The organism is Pseudoalteromonas sp. 2CM41L (assembly GCF_023161905.1).
Lineage (GTDB): Bacteria > Pseudomonadota > Gammaproteobacteria > Enterobacterales > Alteromonadaceae > Pseudoalteromonas > Pseudoalteromonas atlantica.
Genome location: NZ_JALNTN010000017.1, coordinates 73690 through 94654, shown reverse-complemented (window position 1 = coordinate 94654; position 20965 = coordinate 73690). Strand labels below are relative to the sequence as shown.

The 20965-nt window shown below is 39.2% G+C and carries 18 protein-coding genes and 1 tRNA gene; 3 read left to right on the top strand and 16 right to left on the bottom strand.

Annotated elements, in window-relative coordinates; genetic code table 11:
• The first annotated feature begins 12 nt into the window (after window positions 1-12).
• A complete protein-coding gene (locus MTF64_RS16890; RefSeq protein WP_248452069.1) occupies window positions 13-2745 on the top strand; it encodes an SIR2 family protein in 2733 nt (910 codons plus the stop codon).
• 108 nt (window positions 2746-2853) lie between these two features.
• Complete coding sequence (locus tag MTF64_RS16885; protein ID WP_248452068.1) at window positions 2854-3384, top strand: hypothetical protein; 531 nt, start codon at window positions 2854-2856, stop codon at window positions 3382-3384.
• Window positions 3385-4118: 734 nt separating this feature from the next.
• Here MTF64_RS16885 and MTF64_RS16880 read toward each other — a convergent pair.
• The 14 genes from MTF64_RS16880 to rppH all read right to left on the bottom strand — a co-directional run bounded on the left by MTF64_RS16880 (window position 4119) and on the right by rppH (window position 16427).
• The gene (locus MTF64_RS16880; RefSeq protein ID WP_248452067.1) at window positions 4119-4613 is read right to left on the bottom strand and encodes a hypothetical protein; all 495 of its coding nucleotides are present in this window, start codon (window positions 4611-4613) and stop codon (window positions 4119-4121) included.
• A complete protein-coding gene (locus tag MTF64_RS16875) occupies window positions 4610-5608 on the bottom strand; it encodes a site-specific integrase (protein ID WP_248452066.1) in 999 nt (332 codons plus the stop codon). Before MTF64_RS16875 ends, MTF64_RS16880 begins: the two co-directional genes overlap by 4 nt.
• A 236-nt stretch (window positions 5609-5844) precedes the next feature.
• Window positions 5845-5921, bottom strand: a tRNA-Arg gene (locus tag MTF64_RS16870).
• 224 nt (window positions 5922-6145) lie between these two features.
• Window positions 6146-6823 (bottom strand): FlgO family outer membrane protein, encoded by a 678-nt coding sequence (locus MTF64_RS16865; protein WP_248452065.1) that lies wholly within the window; start codon window positions 6821-6823, stop codon window positions 6146-6148.
• Window positions 6824-6831: 8 nt separating this feature from the next.
• A complete protein-coding gene (locus tag MTF64_RS16860; protein ID WP_004586248.1) occupies window positions 6832-7524 on the bottom strand; it encodes a FlgO family outer membrane protein in 693 nt (230 codons plus the stop codon).
• Between the two features lie 13 nt (window positions 7525-7537).
• Window positions 7538-8131 carry a FlgO family outer membrane protein gene (locus MTF64_RS16855; protein ID WP_004586247.1) on the bottom strand — a complete coding sequence of 198 codons (594 nt, stop codon included), beginning with the start codon at window positions 8129-8131 and terminating at the stop codon, window positions 7538-7540.
• Window positions 8132-8290: 159 nt separating this feature from the next.
• Window positions 8291-8869, bottom strand: coding sequence for an SPOR domain-containing protein (locus MTF64_RS16850; RefSeq protein WP_248452064.1), 579 nt, complete (start codon window positions 8867-8869; stop codon window positions 8291-8293).
• A 211-nt stretch (window positions 8870-9080) separates the two neighbouring features.
• Window positions 9081-9779: an SPOR domain-containing protein gene (locus tag MTF64_RS16845; RefSeq protein WP_248452063.1), complete on the bottom strand. Its 699-nt coding sequence runs from the start codon at window positions 9777-9779 to the stop codon at window positions 9081-9083.
• A 377-nt stretch (window positions 9780-10156) separates the two neighbouring features.
• On the bottom strand, window positions 10157-11035 hold the full coding sequence (gene galU / locus MTF64_RS16840) for a UTP--glucose-1-phosphate uridylyltransferase GalU (RefSeq protein ID WP_004586244.1): 879 nt from the start codon (window positions 11033-11035) through the stop codon (window positions 10157-10159).
• Between the two features lie 19 nt (window positions 11036-11054).
• A complete protein-coding gene (locus tag MTF64_RS16835) occupies window positions 11055-11906 on the bottom strand; it encodes a thymidylate synthase (protein ID WP_248452062.1) in 852 nt (283 codons plus the stop codon).
• A 12-nt stretch (window positions 11907-11918) separates the two neighbouring features.
• A complete protein-coding gene (gene lgt, locus MTF64_RS16830; protein ID WP_004586242.1) occupies window positions 11919-12722 on the bottom strand; it encodes a prolipoprotein diacylglyceryl transferase in 804 nt (267 codons plus the stop codon).
• Window positions 12723-12732: 10 nt separating this feature from the next.
• Window positions 12733-13542 carry a sulfite exporter TauE/SafE family protein gene (locus MTF64_RS16825; protein ID WP_248452060.1) on the bottom strand — a complete coding sequence of 270 codons (810 nt, stop codon included), beginning with the start codon at window positions 13540-13542 and terminating at the stop codon, window positions 12733-12735.
• A gap of 72 nt (window positions 13543-13614) precedes the next feature.
• On the bottom strand, window positions 13615-15879 hold the full coding sequence (ptsP, locus tag MTF64_RS16820) for a phosphoenolpyruvate--protein phosphotransferase (protein ID WP_004586240.1): 2265 nt from the start codon (window positions 15877-15879) through the stop codon (window positions 13615-13617).
• A 29-nt stretch (window positions 15880-15908) separates the two neighbouring features.
• Window positions 15909-16427, bottom strand: coding sequence for an RNA pyrophosphohydrolase (rppH, locus tag MTF64_RS16815; RefSeq protein WP_004586239.1), 519 nt, complete (start codon window positions 16425-16427; stop codon window positions 15909-15911).
• A gap of 577 nt (window positions 16428-17004) precedes the next feature.
• Between rppH and mutH the strand changes: the two genes are divergently transcribed.
• Complete coding sequence (gene mutH / locus MTF64_RS16810; RefSeq protein WP_248452059.1) at window positions 17005-17676, top strand: DNA mismatch repair endonuclease MutH; 672 nt, start codon at window positions 17005-17007, stop codon at window positions 17674-17676.
• Window positions 17677-17856: 180 nt separating this feature from the next.
• On the opposite strand, the gene eno is transcribed toward mutH, so the two are convergent.
• Both eno and MTF64_RS16800 read right to left on the bottom strand, forming a co-directional pair.
• Window positions 17857-19155, bottom strand: coding sequence for a phosphopyruvate hydratase (gene eno, locus MTF64_RS16805; RefSeq protein WP_029771921.1), 1299 nt, complete (start codon window positions 19153-19155; stop codon window positions 17857-17859).
• A gap of 113 nt (window positions 19156-19268) precedes the next feature.
• Complete coding sequence (locus MTF64_RS16800; protein ID WP_004586236.1) at window positions 19269-20903, bottom strand: CTP synthase; 1635 nt, start codon at window positions 20901-20903, stop codon at window positions 19269-19271.
• Window positions 20904-20965: the final 62 nt, after the last annotated feature.

Below are 20965 nucleotides of genomic sequence, written 5' to 3'. Positions count from 1 at the left end.
CTAGGAAAATAAATGGATGTAACAAATAAAGAGCACTTTAAAACAATTCGTAAAGCGATTGAAAACAATAAACTTGCAGTGTTTGTTGGCTCTGCGGTGTCTTTTGATTCAAATCTCCCATCATGGGGAGAGCTCATTAGTTTAATGAAAAGTGCTTTGGAGTTACCCAGAACAAATGATTATTTGAAAATAGCAGAGCATTACTATCTTCAATTTGGAAGAAATACGTATTACAGCAAAATCAATGACTTTTTCCCATCGGATAGTAAGCCAAATCAACTTCACGAACTACTTCTCTCTCTAAAGCCACAGCATATAATAACGACAAATTGGGATGATTTACTTGAAAAGTCGATAAACTCTAACGGAGACTTGTATTTTACGGTAGCTGATGATCATGAACTCGCTTCGTCACCAAGTTCACAACTATTGGTAAAAATGCATGGTGATTTGACTCATAGAAATATAGTGTTCAAAGAATCTGATTATTTAGCTTATACAGATAAATTCCCATTAATTGAAAATTTTATCAAAAGCCTTTTTTCAACTCATGTTGTAATTTTTGTTGGTTACAGTATAAGTGACTATAATTTAAATCAAGTTTTAAGCTGGATAAGAAATAGAACGCAAGATGCCCCACCTGCTTTTACAATTTTAACCGAAAGTAAAATAACATTATCGGAATCAAATTATTTAAGAGAAAAAGGTGTATATCCCCTATTGTGTGAGGACAACTCTGACAATACAGCGGAATATTCATCATTATCAGCTAAGAGTCGGAGGGTAGCTGAAACAATAGCGAAAATAACCCACCCTGAATCAACAGAAATGCTCGATATAATAGCTGAGATTGCCACAGACATCTCTAGTTGGGAAATTGTTTATCCTTCGGTATTTGTTCAACTTTTTAAAAATAGGTTTAATACAACTGAAATTAATAAAATTTATTTTGACTCGAGTCAAAATGCGATTGTTTACAACCTGAGTGAAGAAGAGAAGGTTTATAACCGAGATAAAATTAGAGAAATTAGAAGGCAACTCCTCAAAATATTACAATTTATTCCTGTTTCTGAGATTCAACTTTCACTTCCTAATGGTAAGTTTTATCGAGTAAGAAATTTATTTAAATTCGAGTTGATAGACGAATATACATCTTTTAATTTCAGTGCCATATCAGATCGCATTTCTACAGTGACAGTTAATTCAAATGACAATCAAGATAAGCATTTTCAGAATGCATATGACAATTATTTTTTAAAGAAATTGCATATAGCGAGAGAAACGTTCACACACGTTGCCAATATGTATTTTTCTAAGTCATTATTTATTAAATCTTTGATTTCATCATTTAATAAAAAACAATTATGCTTCGGTGAAATACCATGGGATCTTGAACGTGACTTTTTTGAGACATCAATGGAGGAGCAACTCTCAAGAAACGATAACATTTCAGAGCTAATTGAAAAATTCCCTAAAAGCATTGTAAATAGGCAAAAGCCACTATTTCATGGGTTAGATTCAAATAACTCCTTTTTATTAGAGCGCTTTAGAAGTGTCGCTAACCTGAGTAGAGAAATAGATGATGAAATCGATAGTATAAACAGTGGTTCTATGGTGTTTAGTCATAAGCAAGCCTCCATGTATCACCAAGCTCGCTGTACGATTATGTTTATAACTAAAAATAGAATTACGACTTTATATTCCTCAGATTACAAAAACATTTGTAAAATTGCTTTTGAAGCAATTATAAAAAGGCAGTGTTTAGAAGAGAGAGTTGATCTTGATGTGCTTCTCTCTTATAGCGCATTAATTTCATTTAAAGAAAAAGACCTCGTTAAGTTTTTATCTGCTACATTAAATGAAGGCAAATCATTAAAAATATCAGAAGAAACAATTGAGTATATCTTCCTAGTTTTGGATAACTCAATCCAAACAATTTCTTCGGGGAGCTCTCTCTACTTAAAAGAGCATTGTATTAAAGTTTGGTCTAATGCACTTATCTTACTTTCTTATGCAAAACACTCTGAAGTGACTCTTAAAGAGATAGTAAAACGTTTCATGGCATCACTTGATACGAATAGGTGGTTCCTTTTATCTGAAGCAGTTAATAGATTTCTAGTATTTCAAGTTAAGAGGTACGGTTCCTCATTTTCTGTGGCGGATTTAAAGCTACTATTTGACAAGCAAGTTGAGAAAATTAATTCAAACGTAAATATACCCTTTCAAGAAAGAGGACAGCTATTCTCTAACCTTTTATACTTAATCAGAGATAATGGAAATGATGTAAGTAATCTTTTTGAAGGAAATAAACAACTAGAAAGGTTTATTGCAAATATCACATCTATGGAATTTAAAGAACGTTTAATAGCTATAAATGGATTTGTATTCGTAATCCATTCATTAGCTGTTGGACAGTTAAAAAAACAAGTTTCAAAGTTGTTGAAAACTACATTCGAAGAATCTAAAAAAGAAGAGTTCAGTGAATCATCAATTATGTTTGGCTTAGATTTATATAATGTTGGAGTTTTATCGGAAACCGAATTGATATTTGTAATAAACCAACTGAAGCTCAAAGTTGATGAACATATTAAAAAAGGTAGTACTACAAGCAGCTATTCTATAATTAAAGAGCAACTAGGAAAAATCAAAAAAGAACAGTTAGATGGCTTTGAAGAAACTGTTGAAGGAGTTTCGAGATTAAGCGATGCAATGAAAAATAGCTTTAAACGGTTTAACTCGCTATAAAAAGGTACTTAAATGAAGCTAAAACAGTGGGTTACGCTACGTTTCACATTTTAATCCACTATTTTAGTTCGGCGTTAGCTGCTCTGGTAACTACGAGGCTTTTGTTACATGATCGAATCAAGGTTTTGGAAAGATGATTTAGTTCGATACGCTAAAAGTTTTAAACCTGTTGCTAATCCGCCGTATTACTCTGAAAAGCGCCAAGTTAATTTTGAAAAAGATGTCATCATTTCGTTGTTTATGGTGAGAAAGTTAGGAGAATCCCTAAAATTATCCTCTAAGACATTAAAAAGAAATTTCACCGTGTATTCTTCCTTGTGCCAGAAACAAGTTCACAACATGAACTTTTGGGATATTAGTGAACTATATGATTTAGAAATTGAAAGCAAAGAGCAAAAGAATGTTCTATTTATTTCGAACCAACTAATTCATGGGCAAGCAATATATGCTTATCGTGATGATACTAGAAATTGGGCTGGAATATATACTTGCTCAGACTTTGAAAGAAATAAGAAAATTTATAAAATCCCCATGTCAACAATCATCGAAATACTCGTGATAGCGAGCGAAGATTACCCTACAAAAATTAATTATGAATACTGTAGTAAAAAACAAGATTATTTAGTTTCCACCGATTAAATAGCTAGCAAGGAAATTTAACTTTACTAAAACAACCTATTACACTTTTCTTCGCTACAAATTTCAATCCACTATTTTAGCCAGCTTAGCACCGTGTTAGCAGTCAAGAATGCTTATAAATTACGGTGAGTATGAAATTCCTCTATTGATAGGAAAAAGGCACAACGAAGCTAACACACTACATATCGACGTAAATATCGCTATGCTGGGGTGGCGTTTTTCATTGACCGCTAACACGATAAGATTGCCATTTGCAAGCATATTGTTAAATGGCTCAAGAGCGAGGGGCTCTGCTTGGAAGAATCTTATTTCTGGCGAAGTAGATGTTATCTACAATATTAAAACACATCCATTATGCGAATTTGCTATAACATCATTCATACAAAACCTTCCCACTATTGAGTAGAGTGTACAATTCTAGATATGATGTAAGGGCTTACCAATATCGATATATCGATCGAGAAGATAGTAATGTTAGGATAAACACTCTGATGCTAAAGGGGTATATTGTCAGTTACGCAGACCAATCAGTCGAATTCGCTACACTCCCCACTATTTAGGGCGTTGGCTCCCAAATTTAGTTGACACTACAAATATTGTTGAACTGGATCATCGCGATGGATTAAAACTATTTATATTGAGGATGATAACTTTCGTAGCTGATTTACAAAGCTAAAATTTGAATATGGATTGTCGAATAAGCTTTATGTTTTAAAAGCTTATTCAACAAAAGCTCAGATTAATCTTAAAATATCTTCATAGGTTAGTTTTTGTCTTTGACAAAGTTCCTTTGCTAAAAGTATACAAACACTTCTCTGGCTTTCTATGGTTTTATAAGAATATTTAAAAGATTGTGATAAGTATCTTTTACGAACCCATGGACCAATTAAGGGTAAATTAAATATACCTCCCTCATTATCAAAAATTTCTGATATTTCTTTATAATCATCACATGCGTGTGTTTTCTTCTTTTGTAAATATACTTCAGCGGCATGGGGAGTTTCAGGATCTATATTCATCCAAAACTCAAATGCGGCGTCGCCAGCAATGAAGAAGCAAATTTTATTCTTCAAAGATGCCTTTTCAAGGTCCTTTGTATCTACAGCTATATGACCATTTCCATTAAGTATTGAGACATAGTTTATTTTTATGCCTAAATTGATAGCTAGAATGGCATGCCCTACCTCATGGAAAATAGCAAAACTATTTAACATAGTTTGATAATTCATAATACTTGTCTCCCACTATTTATTTTTGTTACTAAGTCCTTTGCATTTAGGTGCGTATAGTTACGGAGCATTCTTAAATCTTTATGCCCTGTTATAGTACTAACTTCCATTATACTTAACCCCAGCTCGAAGAAGCGAGACGTAGCTTCATGCCTAAGGTCATGAAACCATAGATCTTCAATGTCAGCCCTTTTACAAACCATTCGGAAAGCTTGAGTTATAGAATCAGTCTGCATATTAAAAACACTTCCTTTACTACTTCTTGGTAGTGACTTCAATGCGTGTAATGCCGCTTCTGACAGAGGTATTTCTCTATCCTCCCCATTTTTAGTGTCGAGTAAATTAGCAGTAGATTCTTTAAAGTTGATATGTTCCCAACATAAGCGCTGGATTTCACCACGCCGTGCTGCCGTCTCAATAGCTATACGAATTATTGGTTCAATGACGCCATCGTATTCCTTTGCGGTTTTTAATAACATTTCCTCTTCATCACACATTAACCTGCGATTTCTAGATTTACCTTTAGGTGGAAGTTTCACCGCATTTACAGGATTACCAAATGGTAAATGTACGTCCCATTCTGTAATAGCATGCTTAATTACCCTTCCCAAAAGTGAAATATTTTTCCTGACGGTGTCCCCTTTGACGTAATCAAGCCGTTTATCCCTATACTCTCTAATAAGAGCTGGGGTTAAAGCATTTAAAGCTAAATGACCAAAGTAATCATCTAATAACTTTATATTGCTTTTATGTGAAGAAAACGACTTCATTTTAGGAACTTCTTCAATGAGGTAACGGGTTAAAAACTCTTTAACTAACCTAGTCTCAGCATCAGATTTAGAAACAAACAACCCTTTATCAATTTCAAGTTCGATTTCACTTGCCCACTGTTGTGCAGCAGCTTTAGTCTTGAATGTCTTCGATAGTGGTGAATAACCTTTTTTCCGTATTCTTGCTTGCCACTGCTTGTCTTTTCTTTTAACGAAAGTAGCCATATTTATACCTCCCAAGCTTGAGGTAAAAAAATATACAAAGTAAACGCATTCATTTTTTTCTCCCGATTAATTTAATATGGGAGAGTTTGACTTTTAATTTTGGAAGGTTCGATGAACTGTTTTTGGTAAAAGCAGTACAACTATTAAAAAGATAACTTGTTTGGAGCATTTTATAACCTCAATTTTAATTAAAAATAAGGTGTCCCAAAAATGTCCCACGTATATAGTGGTGGAAGTGGCCCGCCCCAGAGGATTCGAACCTCTGACCTCAGCCTTAGGAGGGCCGCGCTCTATCCAGCTGAGCTAGGGGCGGATGTTTTGAGGTTAGCTTTTACTAACCTTAAATTTGCATTTTATAATAAGTTACACAAAATCAAGTATTCAATTTTTCACCTTACCTTTTCCTTAGGAGGGGGCCGTTATATCCATTTAACTAAGAGGCCGCATCGAGCTTACAGCTTACAGCTTACAGCTTACAGCTTACAGCTTACAAAAATTATAACGGCATCTTGTTTTTCATATCAAGCTAAAATTAACTTAATTGCTTGATAAATATATATCTTCTTTGTTTAACACGTACAGCGGTATGAGTTTACGGCTGCTTGCTACAATATGTTTGCTGTGAACATTTATAACGCGGGTATTTACTGCTACGCCATTTGGGCGGTAAATTAACGTACCTGCTAATACATAGTTAGCCATGCTGCTTTCGCTTAGCTTTTCTATATCGCGAGATAACACAAAGTCGCCTCTGTTTGATACATCAATGTTGTCCATGGTTTTAAAATCTACCACGCCGTAGCCAAATTTTTGCAGCTGATGAATAAACGTCTCTGCTAATTGATTACCCAACTGATTACTTTTATTAAGCGATGCGTCTAAATCTACAATGGTGGTAACCGCTATGTTGATGCTGTTGTTATCGGGCGCTTCGGCTTCAAGCGTATCGACTAAATCCAGCGCCATTTGCTCTACATAGTTTGCCAGCGTTTTGTGGTGTTTAAGCGGTGTAAACTGCCTTGCTGTGTCGTACTCACTTTGCTGCTGCACAGATTGGTTGGCATATATAGGCTTTGGTTGGCTACTTTGCGTTACCACGGTGTAATCTGAGCGTGTGTTTATGCTTTCGTTATGCTCATTATTTTGCGTTATTGAACAGCCAGTTAATGCTAACGTTGCCGTTAGCCCCGCTATAGCAGATAGTTTGTAAAACATGGTCAACCTCACTCGCTCGCTTGTTTAAGCATAATTCCGTCGGTGCGATAGCTACTGTTTAGCGCATCCACCACTGATTGAGGAATAAACCCTTGCGCACTGCCCACTACCGCTTTACTTTTAATGCCCACTATTCGAGCATTTACCAGTACGCCACCTTGGTGGCTCACAAGTGTTCCTGCTAAAACGTAATTAAAGTTTTGATCTTGGTTTAGCTCTAGGTAGTCGCGGCTAAATACAAAGTCGCCTGCCGGGGTTACTCGCATATAATCGGTGGTTTTAAAATCGATAACCGGTACTCCAAAACTATGCAGTTCGTGCATAAAGCTTTCGGCTATTTGGTTACCTAACAGGCTTCCATCGCTGTAGTCATCATCTAAAAATACAAAGCTAGAAACGGCAAGTGGCGTTTTGTCGTTTACGTATTGCAGGTTTTCGACCATGTCTTGCATTATCCCACGCACATAATGGTTTATATTTTTGCGTTTTGCAGGGGCACTTTTGGTGTAGTTACTTTGCTTGTTTAAATTAGACTGAAATAACGCTTCATTTGGTGCAGGTGCTTTTACCGCACGCTGCTCTGAAACAAGCTGGGCTGCATTGTCTTGCTCAACCTGCTCCGGCTCTGAATGTAGCGAATTTAACATTTGCGAACAGCCAAAGCCTAATGGCAAACATAGGGTAATTAATAGGTTTCTCATGGTGTGCTCCTGATTAATATTCGCTGCGGTACAAAGAGCCGTCACGCTGCTGAATTTTTTCGTTTCCCCACATTACATTTATAGGGATCTCTGTGCTGCCTGCCGACAGTACTTGCTTGTTTTCAATATTAACGAGTCGTGCATTAACTATATAAGCATGCTGTTGGCGCGTTACAGTGCCGGTGATGACTAAGTCAATATTTTGGCGATTGCGTAATTTACTTAAGTCGCGGCTTAATATGCTGTCTGCGTTTTGCGCTAATATAAGGTTATTGCCAAGCCGGTACTCAACGGTATGATAGCCAAGCTGGGTAAATTGCGTTAATAAGCTTTCTTGAATTTGTAAGCTCAAACCCGAGGCCTGCCCTGCTACTAGCTTAGTATCTAAAGCATCGGCATAAAAAAAGCTACTCACACCAATGCGCGCATTGGCATTTAAAGCGCCATTTACATGGTTAAGCTGCGAGGTTAGATTTGCTACATACTCGTTAACGGTATAGGGTGCCATTGCTGCTTTTGGCGCGTCAGTAGGCACACTCGGCTCTGGGGGCGGAACCAAGTTGCAAGCAGTTAAATTTAACAATACTAAAGGCAGTAAAAGGCGCATAGTTGCCGTCCTCTTTAAAACATATCGAGGATAAAGCAATTATTATGCCTAATTAACCTAAACTCTGGATAATAAACCTATCTCTAGCCAGAGATAATAAATTTAAGTATCAAGATAGTTCAATATGCTAGTAAGGCTCTTAACCAGAGTTCAGGTTAATTAACTTTGAGGCGTTTTGACGTAGTAGGTTACAAAGCAAGTATTATTGTTTATTAATGACTTACATGCATCCTTTGCTGCTTCTTTTGTTTTAAACGCACCAAGCTTTAATCTATAAAAGGTGTGCTGGTCAATCAGTACTTGCTCGGTATTTACTTCAAGCTTATTTGACGCCGATTGAAATTGCTTTATAGCGGCTTCAAGTACCGCTTTATTTTTATATGCCCCCACTTGCACAGCAAACAGCGCATTTGTATTTACAACAGCTAAGTGGTTAGTTTGCTGTGGTTTTGGCTGCGCGTTAAGTTGTTTTAATTTATCTACTGTGCGCTGTAATTCACTTTCTAGCTTTAACAGTCTTTCTAGTTGAGGCTTGGTTTGTTGCCACTGCTGCGCTGACTCTTTTAATACGGCTAAATCATCTTTTTTAATGAGCACCGCCTGCTTTTGGGCCGTTGCGAGTGCGTGAGCACTGTTTGATAATGCAAAGCCTAAAAGTAATGTGGCTAAAAAATCCTTGTAGTGCAGCATAAGTATGTGGTTAATTTGGGTAAGAGTGGGCGCTATTTTAACAGCCAATCAACGCTTAGCAAGTCACATGTGCTAGGGTCTATTGCGCTTTTAAATCAATTAGCTTAATTAAGTAATCTATTTTGAGGATAGTAAAACGTATTGATAGCTAGGCAAAAAAATTGATATTTAGTTGCTCTAAATGAGAATTTTTTAACGCAGAACGCAACACGATTAGCCCCATAAAATAATTATATATTGCTGCGTGTTGGTATCACTATTAAAGTTTAATTGGCTTATCGGTGTAGTTACTTACAATGCAGTCAAGCTTATACATTTTAAATACTTCACAGTCGGCTTTGGCATTTTTAAGGTTTTTATAAGAGCCAAGCTTTAAGCGATAAAAGGTTTTATCATTTATTTTTGCGGTTTCTACGTTAGTTAATATTTTATCTCTAAATAGTGGCGCTGCTTTGGTATTTAGTTCTTGCCAGGCCTTGGCTACATCCTGCTTAGAATCAACCGAGGCAACTTGTAATGCAAATACATGTTTAGGGGTATTAAGCTTTAGAGTTTGCTTTTGGTTATTGTTAGCGGCTTTGTAAGTTTGTTGACGACGTGGCTTATTACTGGTTGTACGCGAAGGCGTGCGAGTGTAACGGCTGCTGTAGGCAGTGCTTGCATTAGATTGTGCAATAGCTTTAGAGTTTATTATATCTATGTGATTAACTAGGTAAGTAATTTCTTTTTCAAGCTTTAAAATACGCTCTATACCGGCGCGTGCTTGTTGCCATTGCATTGCGGCATCTTTTAATTGCGCAAGCTCTAGTGCAGTTATCGATACGTAATCGGGCGTGGTGTTAGGTATTTCATTATCAATAGCAGGTTTAGCAGTAGGCGTAATAGAGCACGCCGTGCCAAACGTAAGCGTAAAAAGGCATACAAAAAAGTGTTTATAGTATTTTTTTAATTTAAGCATGTACCCGTTATCCTGAAAGCAGTGCCTGTGCACTTACATTTCAGTTAAACGTTCTCACAAGAAAGCGTTTAACTTATCTATTAAACAATGAGCAAATTTGCTCCTATACGTTAATTTACCTGCAAAGATAAAATTAACACGACCCTCCATGGGTGTGGCTTTTAATACAACTTTAATGCCAATTAACATAAACCTTTCAATATAAATTACGTTGTGTTTAAAAATAACGCAAGTCAAATTCAGAACATAATTAAGCGTAGCCCATCTTTATTACTCGCGTCGTTAAAATTGAGTAAAGCTATACTAATAGTGGCATTAATAATTTAGCACTAAAAAAGGCGCCTAAACAGGCGCCTTGGTGGGTAATTTAATAAAACCTAAATTAACGATTTAATAAATGTTTTTAAATCATCTGCAAACTCGTCGCGGCGCAGAGCAAACTCTATCGTTGCTTTTAAGTAGCCTATTTTACTACCGCAATCGTGGCTGCGGCCTTTCATGGCGTAAGCGTCTACTTTTTCTTGTTGCATGAGCATTGCAATTGCATCTGTAAGTTGAATTTCGTTGCCAGCCCCTTGCGGCGTTTTAGCAAGCAGTGGCCAGATGTTTTCGCTTAATACATAACGCCCTACTACCGATAGGTTTGAAGGTGCTTCATCTACTGGCGGTTTTTCTACCATGTTAATAATTGGCGAGCTTTCACCTTGGTGAAGCTCTACGTCACCTAAATCAACAACACCAAATTTGTCTACTTCGTCCATTGGTACTGGCTCAACCATAATTTGGCTGTGCTTAGTTTCTTCAAAACGGGCGATCATCTCTGCTAGGTTGTCTTTTTTAAGGTCGCTCTCTACGTCATCAACAATTACATCTGGCAAAATAACCACAAAGGGTTCGTTGCCAATAATTGGCGCTGCACAATTAATTGCATGGCCTAAGCCTTTGGCTTCGCCTTGGCGTACGTGAATAATGGTCACATCTTTAGGGCAAATTGCCTGTACTTCGGCAAGTAATTGCCGCTTTACGCGTTTTTCAAGCGTGGCTTCTAGTTCAAAGCTGGTATCAAAATGGTTTTCGATAGAGTTTTTACTTGAGTGCGTTACAAGTACAATCTCTTTAACGCCTGCTGCTACCGCTTCATTTACTACATATTGAATAAGCGGGCGGTCTACCACTGGGAGCATCTCTTTAGGAATAGCTTTTGTGGCAGGTAACATACGCGTTCCAAGGCCTGCTACGGGGATCACTGCTTTCATCTTGTTCTCCTTAATCTTATTATACTGAAAACGGATATTGGATTGGTTCGTGGCATTGATAGCCTACTACTTCAAAATCGTCTCGTGTTACCCATGTTTCTATATCTTCTAGTGATTTTATGTTTGGGTTAATATTTAATTGCGGTGAGTCAAACGGCTCACGTGTTAGCTGTACATCGCGCATTAACGGTAACTGGTTTTCGTAAATATGCGCGTTAGCAATTTTATGATACGCCTTACCTGCTTTATGGCCGGTAATTTGCGCTACCAATGCCAGTAATACAAAGCACTGAATTTGATTAAAATTAAGCCCTAGAGGCACATCGCAACTGCGCTGATACGATGTTAAATACAGCGTGTCGCCAAGCAGCGAAAACGTATGCGTGTGCATACATGGGCGCAAGCAACCAAGCTCAAACTCACCAGGATTATAAAAGGTAATTATTTCACCTCTGTCATCAATCCCGTTTTTTAAGTTATTTATTACTTTAGCAAGCTGATCGAGCGTTGAGCCATCTGGGCGCTGCCAATTACGCCCTTGCACGCCATAAACGCGGCCCATGTCGTCCTCGCCTTTGCGGTTAGGGTTATTTAGCCATGCGTTATTATCGTTTGCGTTTGCATCCCACGTTTTACAGCCTATATCGCGAAATTGCGCTGCGCTATCGTACCCTCGTAAGTAACCTAAAAGCTCTGCTATAGCGGCTTTGTAGTAACTTTTACGAGTGGTGATCATAGGGAATTTATTATTACCTACATCGTATTCTAAGTCGGCATTAATAACGGTTAAGCAGCGCGTGCCTGTGCGTTTGTTTTCTACCCATACACCTTCGCCAACAATGCGCTGACATAATTTTAAATATTGTTTCATGATCTGTTCTTACTATGCCTTTGCTGCGGTTACAGGTTGCGGTTTTTTGTACGCCCAAATTAATAGCCCTAGGCCACCAATTATCATAGGTAACGAGAGTATTTGACCCATTGAGATAAAATCGGCAAATAGACCAAGCTGCGCATCTGGTTGGCGGAAATATTCAATACAAAATCTAAATACGCCGTACCCTAATAAAAATACACCGGCTACACTGCCTGCAGGGCGAGGCTTTTTGATAAACCATAATAAAATTAAAAACAGGACTAGCCCTTCAAAAAAGGCTTCGTATAACTGCGATGGGTGACGCGCAAGCGGCCCACCCGTTGGAAATACCATTGCCCATGGCACATCGCTTACGCGGCCCCATAACTCGCCATTTATAAAGTTACCAATACGCCCTGCTAATAAGCCAACCGGAACCAGTGGCACCACAAAATCTCCCACTGCGAATAGTGATTTTTTGCGGGTTTTTGCAAATAGTATAATAGCGGTAATAACCCCTAATGTTCCGCCGTGGAACGACATACCGCCTTGGTCAATTCTAAATAAATATAATGGATTTTCTAAAAAGTAACTAAACTGATAAAACAATACATAGCCAATTCTGCCGCCTAAAATAACCCCTAGCATGCCGTAAAAAAGCAAGTCGCTAACTTGCTCTTTAGTCCAACCAGAGTTTGGTTTTTCGGCTTGACGATTAGCAAACCACATCGCAAACGCAAAACCAATTAAATACATTAAACCGTACCAACGTACGCTTAGCGGTCCAACAGAAAAAATTATTGGATCGATTTGAGGAAACTCAAGTGCCATAAATAAACCTTTAGCTAAAAACCATTTTAAGTGCGATGAGCACAAGCAACACCGCGAAAATTTTCTTTATTATATTAACAGGTAAATAATGAGTTGCTTTAGCCCCTAAGGGCGCCACAAACCACGATGTTATTACAATACCAAATAATGCAGGTAAGTATACAAACCCTGCGAACCCATGGGCTAAATCGGTTACCTGCCAGCCTGCACTTATATAACCAATAGAGCCAAATAGCGCGATAACAATGCCGCTCGCTGATGCACAGCCTATCGCTTTTTTCATATCAACTGAAAAGTAATTAAGCATAGGGGCAATAAGTGCGCCGCCACCAATACCTATTAAACCAGAAAGCGCGCCCATAAGGGCAGAAATGCTCCCTAAAATAACCCCTTTTGGTAGCGGTTTTTCTTTAAGCGATTTACTACGTGATGCCCACACCATTCTGCCTGCAATAAACACAACACTTATTGCAAACACGCTGCGTAATGCTTGTTCGGGTATTAAACTTGCGGCAAAGCCACTTATTAACGCGCCTAAGCCTACACCCGACATAACCCACGGTGCAATTTGCCATGGCACATTATCATTTTTATGATGAGCCAAGACTGAAGAAGTAGAAGTGAATAAAATAGAGGCAAGCGATGTTGCAATAGAAATAACTAATACGTGATCAGGTGAAGTAACGTCAAACATCAGTAATAAGCTACTTAAAACAGGCACAATAATTAAACCGCCGCCTATCCCTAATAGCCCAGCTAAAAAGCCAACTACACAGCCAAGTAGCGCACAACTGGCCACGAGTAAAGCTAAGTCATACATAGTGTTCTCAAATACCTTTTCGTGCGCCTATATTAAAGGATTATAAAGTTAATAGCATCTTTAAGCGCTGCATTATTTGGCGGTATAAAACAGATCGCCTAATTGGTGTTCAATCATAAAATTGCGCGTTAAGCGCAGTACCTGTTTAGCGTTCGATTGCACTAAACACTCTGCGAGTAATTGCTGCATATCGTTAATATTTAAGCGCCTTAAAATCCACTTTACTTTAGTTAACGACGACATGTTCATACTTAAATGCCTATAGCCCATGGCAATGAGTAAAATAGCGCCCTCTGGCTCGCCGCCTAGCTCGCCACATAAACTAAAGGGTAAACGGTGTTTATTACATTCATTCGCTACTTTATTTAATACCCTTAACACACCGGGGTGATATGGGTTAAATAACTGAGCCACGCGCGCATTTGCTCTATCGACAGCAAGTAAGTATTGCGTTAAATCGTTACTGCCTACTGAGCAAAAATCTACTTTTTTAGCCCACTCGTCGAGCATAAATATACTTGAGGGTACTTCAAGCATAATGCCCACTTCTGGGCGCTCCAAATTTTGCTCTGGGTGTTTTTCTGCCAGTTCAAAATAAGCTTGTTCAAATAACGCGAGCGCTTCGTCTACCTCTTCTGTACCGCTGATCATAGGCAGCATTATTTTTAAATTACCTAAGCCCATATTTGCTTTTAACATAGCTTTGAGCTGATCTAAAAATAGCTCTGGATGGTCAAGGCTTATGCGTATGCCGCGCCACCCTAAAAAGGGATTTTCTTCGGTGATATTAAAGTAATCTAAAACTTTATCGCCACCAATATCTAGGGTTCGCATAACCACTGGCGCTGGGTGATAACTTTTTAGCACCTCCCTATACCAGTTTTCTTGCTCAGCTTGCGATGGAAATTGCCCCTTTTGCATAAACCATGCTTCGGTACGATAAAGCCCTACCCCATCGCAAATATGCGCACTGCTTTGCTCGGTATTAAGCTCAAGCCCTGCATTTAGCATTAAATTTATTTGCTCACCATCTAAGGTGACCGACTGTGCACTTTGCTCTGCTAAAAAGCGATTATTGAGTAGTTTATCTTGGTGCTTTAACTGTGCGTATTCATCGAGTAACACTTGCGAAGGAGAAATATATAAACGCCCAGCAAAGGCATCTAAAATCATTGGTTTAGCATCAAATTGCAATAAAGGTAAATCTTCAATCCCCCAAATAGCCGGTATTCCCATCGCTCGGGTTAATATAGAGGCATGGCTATTGGCTGAGCCATTCACACTCACTACACCGGCTAAATGCCCGTTGGGTACTTCAGCCAGCATGGCGGGCGTTAAGGTATTCGCAATTAATATGGTATTGGGTGGGTAATCTTTTACTGCGTGCTCTGTGTTTACAAGGTGGTGTAATACCCTTAAACCAATGTCTTTTACATCAACTGCGCGCTCTTTAATGTAGGGGTCTTGCATGGCATTAAACTGCGAAATAAGCCGCTCAATAACAATTTTTAAGGCGCTTTTTGCACACCAGCCCTCTTGTAACTGTACCTCAACGTTGTGGCCTAAACTTTTCGCATCAAGTAATTGTTGGTATACATCAAATACCGCGAGTGCTTCACGCGGGATTGAGTCACTCAAGGTCATAGACAGGGTATTAAATTCTTTGCGGGTGGCAGCAACGGCTTGTGTAAACAAACGGCGCTGCTCGGCGCTATCAGGATCTTTTTTTAGCTCTATAGATTTAAAATCAAGCTTGGGCAGTACCACAAAGGCTTGGCCAATCCCAATACCTGGGGCACTCGACACCCCTTTGAGCACTGAGGTTTGGTGTGATGATTCGTCTTGGCGTAAAAGCTCTTTTATTTCAGCATGCGCAAGTTGCGAGGCTAGCTGCGCTGAAAGAGTAATTAAAAACGACTCTTCGTCTTGGCTAAAAACCCGCGCCATTTTTTGTTGTACAACAATAACGCCCAATACCTTTTTTTGATGCACCACAGGCACAGACAAAAAGGCATTGTAACCTTCTTCGTTTACTTCGGGGGAGAGCTTAAAACGCGGATGGGATTTTGCAAAAGCTATATTAATGGGCTCTTCACGCTGGGCTACTAAACCTACAAGCCCTTCGGTAAAGCCAATTCTAAACTTACCTACGGCGTCGGGGTTAAGGCCTTCGGTTGCCATAAGTACAAAGTTATCTTGGCTGTAGTCGGCAAAATAAATAGAGCAGCACTGGGTTTTCATGGCCTCTTTAACCATTTTCACAAAGCACACTAAGGCACTGTCTAAATTCGCTTGTTGCGAAACAGACTCAGCAATAGTTCTAAGTGTTGCCAGCATTACCTGCTCCTTATTTTATAATTATGCTACTACCTTTTGTGTCGCCACTGTTCTTTATGATGTTCTCTTTTATTAAAAGGCATTGCAAACGGTGCAAACTCTTTCATCACCCGTCTGTATACATCGCGTTTAAACGACACCACTTGCCTTACTGGGTACCAATAACTCACCCAGCGCCAATCATCAAACTCGGGATGATGTGTTTTAAGCAAGTTTACATCTTCATCTTTACAACGCAGTTTTAATAAAAACCATTTTTGTTTTTGCCCAATACACACCGGACTAGAGTCGCGGCGAATTAATCGCTTGGGTAATTTATAGCGTAACCAATGTTTTGAGCTTGCAACTATTTCTACATCTTCTGGTCGCAAACCTACTTCTTCGTGTAATTCACGGTACATGGTTTGTTCGGGTGTTTCTCCGTCATCAACACCGCCTTGGGGAAATTGCCAAGAATGTTGACCGTAACGTCTAGCCCAAAAAACCTGCCCCTGATTATTGCAAATTACAATTCCGACATTGGCACGAAAACCTTCGGCATCAATCACCTTAGTGCCTCATTTGTAAGTCGATTTTTAATGATTGTTCCACATTAGCTGCAATTCGGCAAACACTATTATCCCCAAAGTCATCAGGCCCTAATCGCACGTTTACTATTTACGCTGTGCATAACGACTTAACCTTAAATGAGCACTGAGTAATTACAAGGATAAAATAACCCTTAATTCACGCAACTTTTAGCAAAAAAAGCTAAGCTATGCCTTGATTATTATGTTTAGTGCTATTTACTCACAGCTTGTGTATAACTTTTGATAAACAAGGCTATTTTGCAAACAAGTCCACAATAGCAGATCTAAAAACTCGCTTTCTCCACAGATTCTGTGGATAAACATGTTTATATAGTTGTATTTATCCCATATAGAATTTGCTAACTTAATTAAAGCTGAATGAGTTAATTGAAAATATTAAAGCTAGTCAGTCACTTACAGTTAAACTGTGACTTTTTGGGGTGAGCAAAATTACGCCAAACACAGTGCGTATAAAAAACAACCAAAAGCAAAGATATCCACCTTACAGGGGTTTTGCTATCATGGCGCTGTTAATTATTCAAGGTAAATGAGTAGCATGCGACCAACAAAACCCCATTCAATTAATGACTTAATGCAACGCGTAAACGCTATTGCCGGTTTAACATTAGGGCAATTAGCCTCTCAATACAGCTTTAAAACCCCTGACGACCTATTACGTGAAAAAGGCTGGACCGGGCAACTTATTGAATACGTGTTAGGCGCTACTGCAGGCTCAAAACCCCTCCCCGACTTTGAAGATTTAGGCGTTGAATTAAAAACACTGCCTATTTCGTATAAAGGAAAACCCTTAGAAACCACTTTTGTGTCGGTTACCCCCCTTATAAACGTAACCGGCATGACGTGGCATACAAGCGCTGTGCGTAAAAAACTCAATCATGTTTTATGGCTGCCTATATTGAGTGAGCGCGATATTGCGCCTTTTGATAGAACCATAGGCAGTGGTTTTTTATGGCAGCCTACGCCTGAGCAAGATGCGTTGCTACAACGTGATTGGGAAGAACAAATGGAGTTAATAGCGCTTGGGCGAGTTGATGAAATATCAGGCCATTTAGGGGATGCTATACAAATTAGACCTAAAGCCGCTAATAGCAAAGTAGTTACCGATGCTATTGGTCCAAATGGGCAAACAATAAAAACCTTACCGCGTGGTTTTTATTTAAAAACCAGTTTTACAGGTGAAATATTGAAGCAGCAATTTCAGCTCTGAGCTGTGCAGAAAATATTATGAGTTAAGCAAATCCTGTTTCGCACTACTTGCGCGCGTTAGCAAGCTTAACGCCTACAAAGCATACTCATCTCTTTGAAAAATTATCAGGCATAAAAAATCCCCGCATTAGCGAGGATTTTATTATCTAAAATTAAAAATAAGATTCTATATAAAATAGAATTACTGACCTTTAACTTCTTTAAGACCGTTGTAAGGTGCTTTAGAACCTAGCGCTTCTTCAATGCGAAGAAGTTGGTTGTACTTAGCAACACGGTCAGAACGGCTCAATGAACCTGTTTTAATTTGACCAGCAGCAGTACCTACCGCTAAATCAGCAATTGTTGCATCTTCTGTTTCGCCAGAACGGTGCGAAATAACAACTGTAAAGCCTGCATCTTTAGCCATTTTGATTGCTGCTAACGTTTCAGTTAGTGAACCAATTTGATTAAATTTAATTAGGATTGAGTTAGCAATACCGTTATCAATACCGCGTTTTAAAATCTTAGTGTTAGTTACGAATAAATCATCGCCTACTAATTGGATTTTATCGCCCATTAATTTAGTTTGGTGCGCAAAGCCATCCCAATCTGACTCATCTAAGCCATCTTCAATAGATACAATTGGGTATTGCTCAGTTAAATCTTTTAAGAAGTAGTTAAACTCTTCTGAAGTGAACTTTTTGCCTTCACCTTTCAGATCGTAAATGTTTGCTTCTTTGTCGTAAAACTCAGAGGCTGCACAGTCCATAGCCAGTGTAATATCTTTACCTAGCTCGTAACCTGCGTTTGCTACAGCTGTTTTAATAGCAGCAAGTGCCGCTTCGTTTGATGCAAGGTTTGGTGCAAAACCACCTTCATCACCTACCGCTGTAGAGTGGCCGTCTGCTTTTAATACTTTAGCAAGGCTGTGGAACACTTCAGCGCCCATACGTAGGCCTTCGCGGAAGTTTTCAGCGCCAACAGGTTGGATCATAAATTCTTGAATATCTACAGAGTTATCTGCGTGCTCACCACCGTTGATGATGTTCATCATAGGTAACGGCATTGAGTAAACACCTGGTGTACCGTTTAAGTCTGCGATGTGCTCGTAAAGCTCAACTTTTTTAAATTGTGCAGCGGCTTTTGCAGTCGCTAGTGATACCGCTAAGATAGCATTTGCACCTAGTTTTTCTTTATTTTCGGTGCCATCTAAATCTAGCATTACTTTATCTACAGCACTTTGCTCTAATGCGTTTTGGCCTTTTAGCGCATCCGCAATTTCGTTGTTAATAAAACCAACTGCGTTTAATACGCCTTTACCTAAGTAACGGGCTTTGTCACCATCACGTAGCTCTAGTGCTTCGCGAGTACCTGTTGATGCACCTGAAGGAGCGGCAGCGCGGCCCCAAGAACCATCAGCTAAATATACATCAGCTTCAACAGTAGGGTTACCACGCGAGTCCATAATTTCGCGACCAATTACTTTTACGATTTCTGACATCTTGATTCCTCTATATTCCCAAAATGGTGAGTTCAGCTAACTTTACTACGTTTTATATCTTTTAGTCAGCCCTTTAGACAAAAAAGCCGTGCAATATGCACGGCTTTTTTTAATTACGAAGACGTTTTTTGGTGAGTATGAGCGGCTGCTACAAACCCTTCAAATAACGGGTGACCATCACGTGGTGTTGACGTAAATTCCGGGTGGAATTGCGCGGCAATAAACCATGGGTGATCTTTGTTTTCGATGATCTCTACTAGTTTTTTATCTTCTGATAAACCGGTAAAGCTTAAGCCTGCTTGCTCTAATTGCTCTACAAAGTTGTTGTTTACTTCGTAGCGATGACGGTGACGTTCAATAATTTCTGTATTGCCGTACACTTCGTGCACCTTAGAACCCGGCGTTAAGTGACATTTTTGTGCGCCTAAACGCATGGTGCCACCTAAATCAGATTTTTCATCACGTATCTCAATGTTACCCTCAGCATCTAACCACTCGGTAATTAAGCCCACTACTGGCGCTTTAGAGTGAATATTAAACTCAGTTGAGTTAGCGTCGGTTAAACCTGCAACATTACGTGCATATTCAATAAGCGCTACTTGCATACCTAAACAAATGCCTAGGTAAGGTACTTTGTTTTCACGGGCATACTTAGCTGCTAAAATTTTACCTTCAACACCACGGCCGCCAAAACCACCAGGTACTAAAATAGCATCTAGATGAGAAAGCAGTTCTACCCCTTTGCTTTCTAAGTCTTGCGAGTCAACGTATTCAATATTAATGGTTAAACGGTTTTTAAGACCTGCATGCTTTAGTGCTTCGTTAACTGATTTGTATGCATCTGGTAGTTCAATGTACTTACCAACCATACCAATCGTTACTTCGCCAGTCGGGTTAGACTCTTGATAAAGTACTTGTTCCCATTCAACTAAATCAGCTTCTGGTGCGTCAAGGTGGAAACGACGACACACAAAGTTATCTAGCTCTTGTGATTTTAATAGCGCAGGAATTTTGTAAATGCTGTCTACGTCAGGAAGCGAAATAACCGCTTTTTCTTCAACGTTTGTAAACAATGCAATTTTTGCACGTTCGTTGTTAGGTAATTTACGGTCTGAGCGACAAATAAGAATATCTGGCTGAATACCTACAGAGCGTAACTCTTTAACTGAGTGCTGTGTTGGTTTTGTTTTCACTTCGCCTGCAGGGCCTAAGAATGGCACTAGCGTTAGGTGAATAAATAGCGCACGTTCACGGCCAATTTCTGTACCTAACTGACGAATTGCTTCAATAAATGGTTGTGATTCAATATCACCTACTGTGCCACCAATTTCTACAATCGCAATATCATGACCTTCAGCACCGTCGTATACACGTTGCTTAATGTCATTTGTGATGTGTGGAATAACCTGAATGGTTGCACCTAAGTATTCACCACGGCGCTCACGACGTAGTACATCTTCGTACACTCGCCCTTGTGTGAAGTTGTTGCGGCTGGTCATTTTGGTGCGAATAAAACGCTCGTAGTGACCTAAATCAAGATCCGTTTCGGCGCCGTCTTCTGTAACGTATACTTCACCGTGTTGAATTGGGCTCATTGTGCCTGGGTCAACGTTTATGTAAGGATCCAGCTTTAAAATGGTAACATCTAAACCGCGGGCCTCTAAAATAGCTGCCAATGACGCTGCTGCAATACCTTTACCCAACGAAGAAACAACCCCGCCAGTAACGAAGATAAATTTTGTACTCATGCGAACCCTAGAATATCAGGAATTAAAAGGAATATAACACCCGAGAAAGAGACTCTGGGTAT

Bases quoted from the DNA above. Each gene is read 5' to 3' on its own strand.
- MTF64_RS16890 (WP_248452069.1), top strand. From the start codon at position 13: ATGGATGTAACAAATAAAGAGCACTTTAAAACAATTCGTAAAGCGATT.
- MTF64_RS16885 (WP_248452068.1), top strand. From the start codon at position 2,854: ATGATCGAATCAAGGTTTTGGAAAGATGATTTAGTTCGATACGCTAAA.
- MTF64_RS16880 (WP_248452067.1), bottom strand. From the start codon at position 4,613: ATGAATTATCAAACTATGTTAAATAGTTTTGCTATTTTCCATGAGGTA.
- MTF64_RS16875 (WP_248452066.1), bottom strand. From the start codon at position 5,608: ATGGCTACTTTCGTTAAAAGAAAAGACAAGCAGTGGCAAGCAAGAATA.
- MTF64_RS16865 (WP_248452065.1), bottom strand. From the start codon at position 6,823: ATGTTTTACAAACTATCTGCTATAGCGGGGCTAACGGCAACGTTAGCA.
- MTF64_RS16860 (WP_004586248.1), bottom strand. From the start codon at position 7,524: ATGAGAAACCTATTAATTACCCTATGTTTGCCATTAGGCTTTGGCTGT.
- MTF64_RS16855 (WP_004586247.1), bottom strand. From the start codon at position 8,131: ATGCGCCTTTTACTGCCTTTAGTATTGTTAAATTTAACTGCTTGCAAC.
- MTF64_RS16845 (WP_248452063.1), bottom strand. From the start codon at position 9,779: ATGCTTAAATTAAAAAAATACTATAAACACTTTTTTGTATGCCTTTTT.
- galU (WP_004586244.1), bottom strand. From the start codon at position 11,035: ATGAAAGCAGTGATCCCCGTAGCAGGCCTTGGAACGCGTATGTTACCT.
- MTF64_RS16835 (WP_248452062.1), bottom strand. From the start codon at position 11,906: ATGAAACAATATTTAAAATTATGTCAGCGCATTGTTGGCGAAGGTGTA.
- lgt (WP_004586242.1), bottom strand. From the start codon at position 12,722: ATGGCACTTGAGTTTCCTCAAATCGATCCAATAATTTTTTCTGTTGGA.
- MTF64_RS16825 (WP_248452060.1), bottom strand. From the start codon at position 13,542: ATGTATGACTTAGCTTTACTCGTGGCCAGTTGTGCGCTACTTGGCTGT.
- ptsP (WP_004586240.1), bottom strand. From the start codon at position 15,879: ATGCTGGCAACACTTAGAACTATTGCTGAGTCTGTTTCGCAACAAGCG.
- mutH (WP_248452059.1), top strand. From the start codon at position 17,005: ATGCGACCAACAAAACCCCATTCAATTAATGACTTAATGCAACGCGTA.
- eno (WP_029771921.1), bottom strand. From the start codon at position 19,155: ATGTCAGAAATCGTAAAAGTAATTGGTCGCGAAATTATGGACTCGCGT.
- MTF64_RS16800 (WP_004586236.1), bottom strand. From the start codon at position 20,903: ATGAGTACAAAATTTATCTTCGTTACTGGCGGGGTTGTTTCTTCGTTG.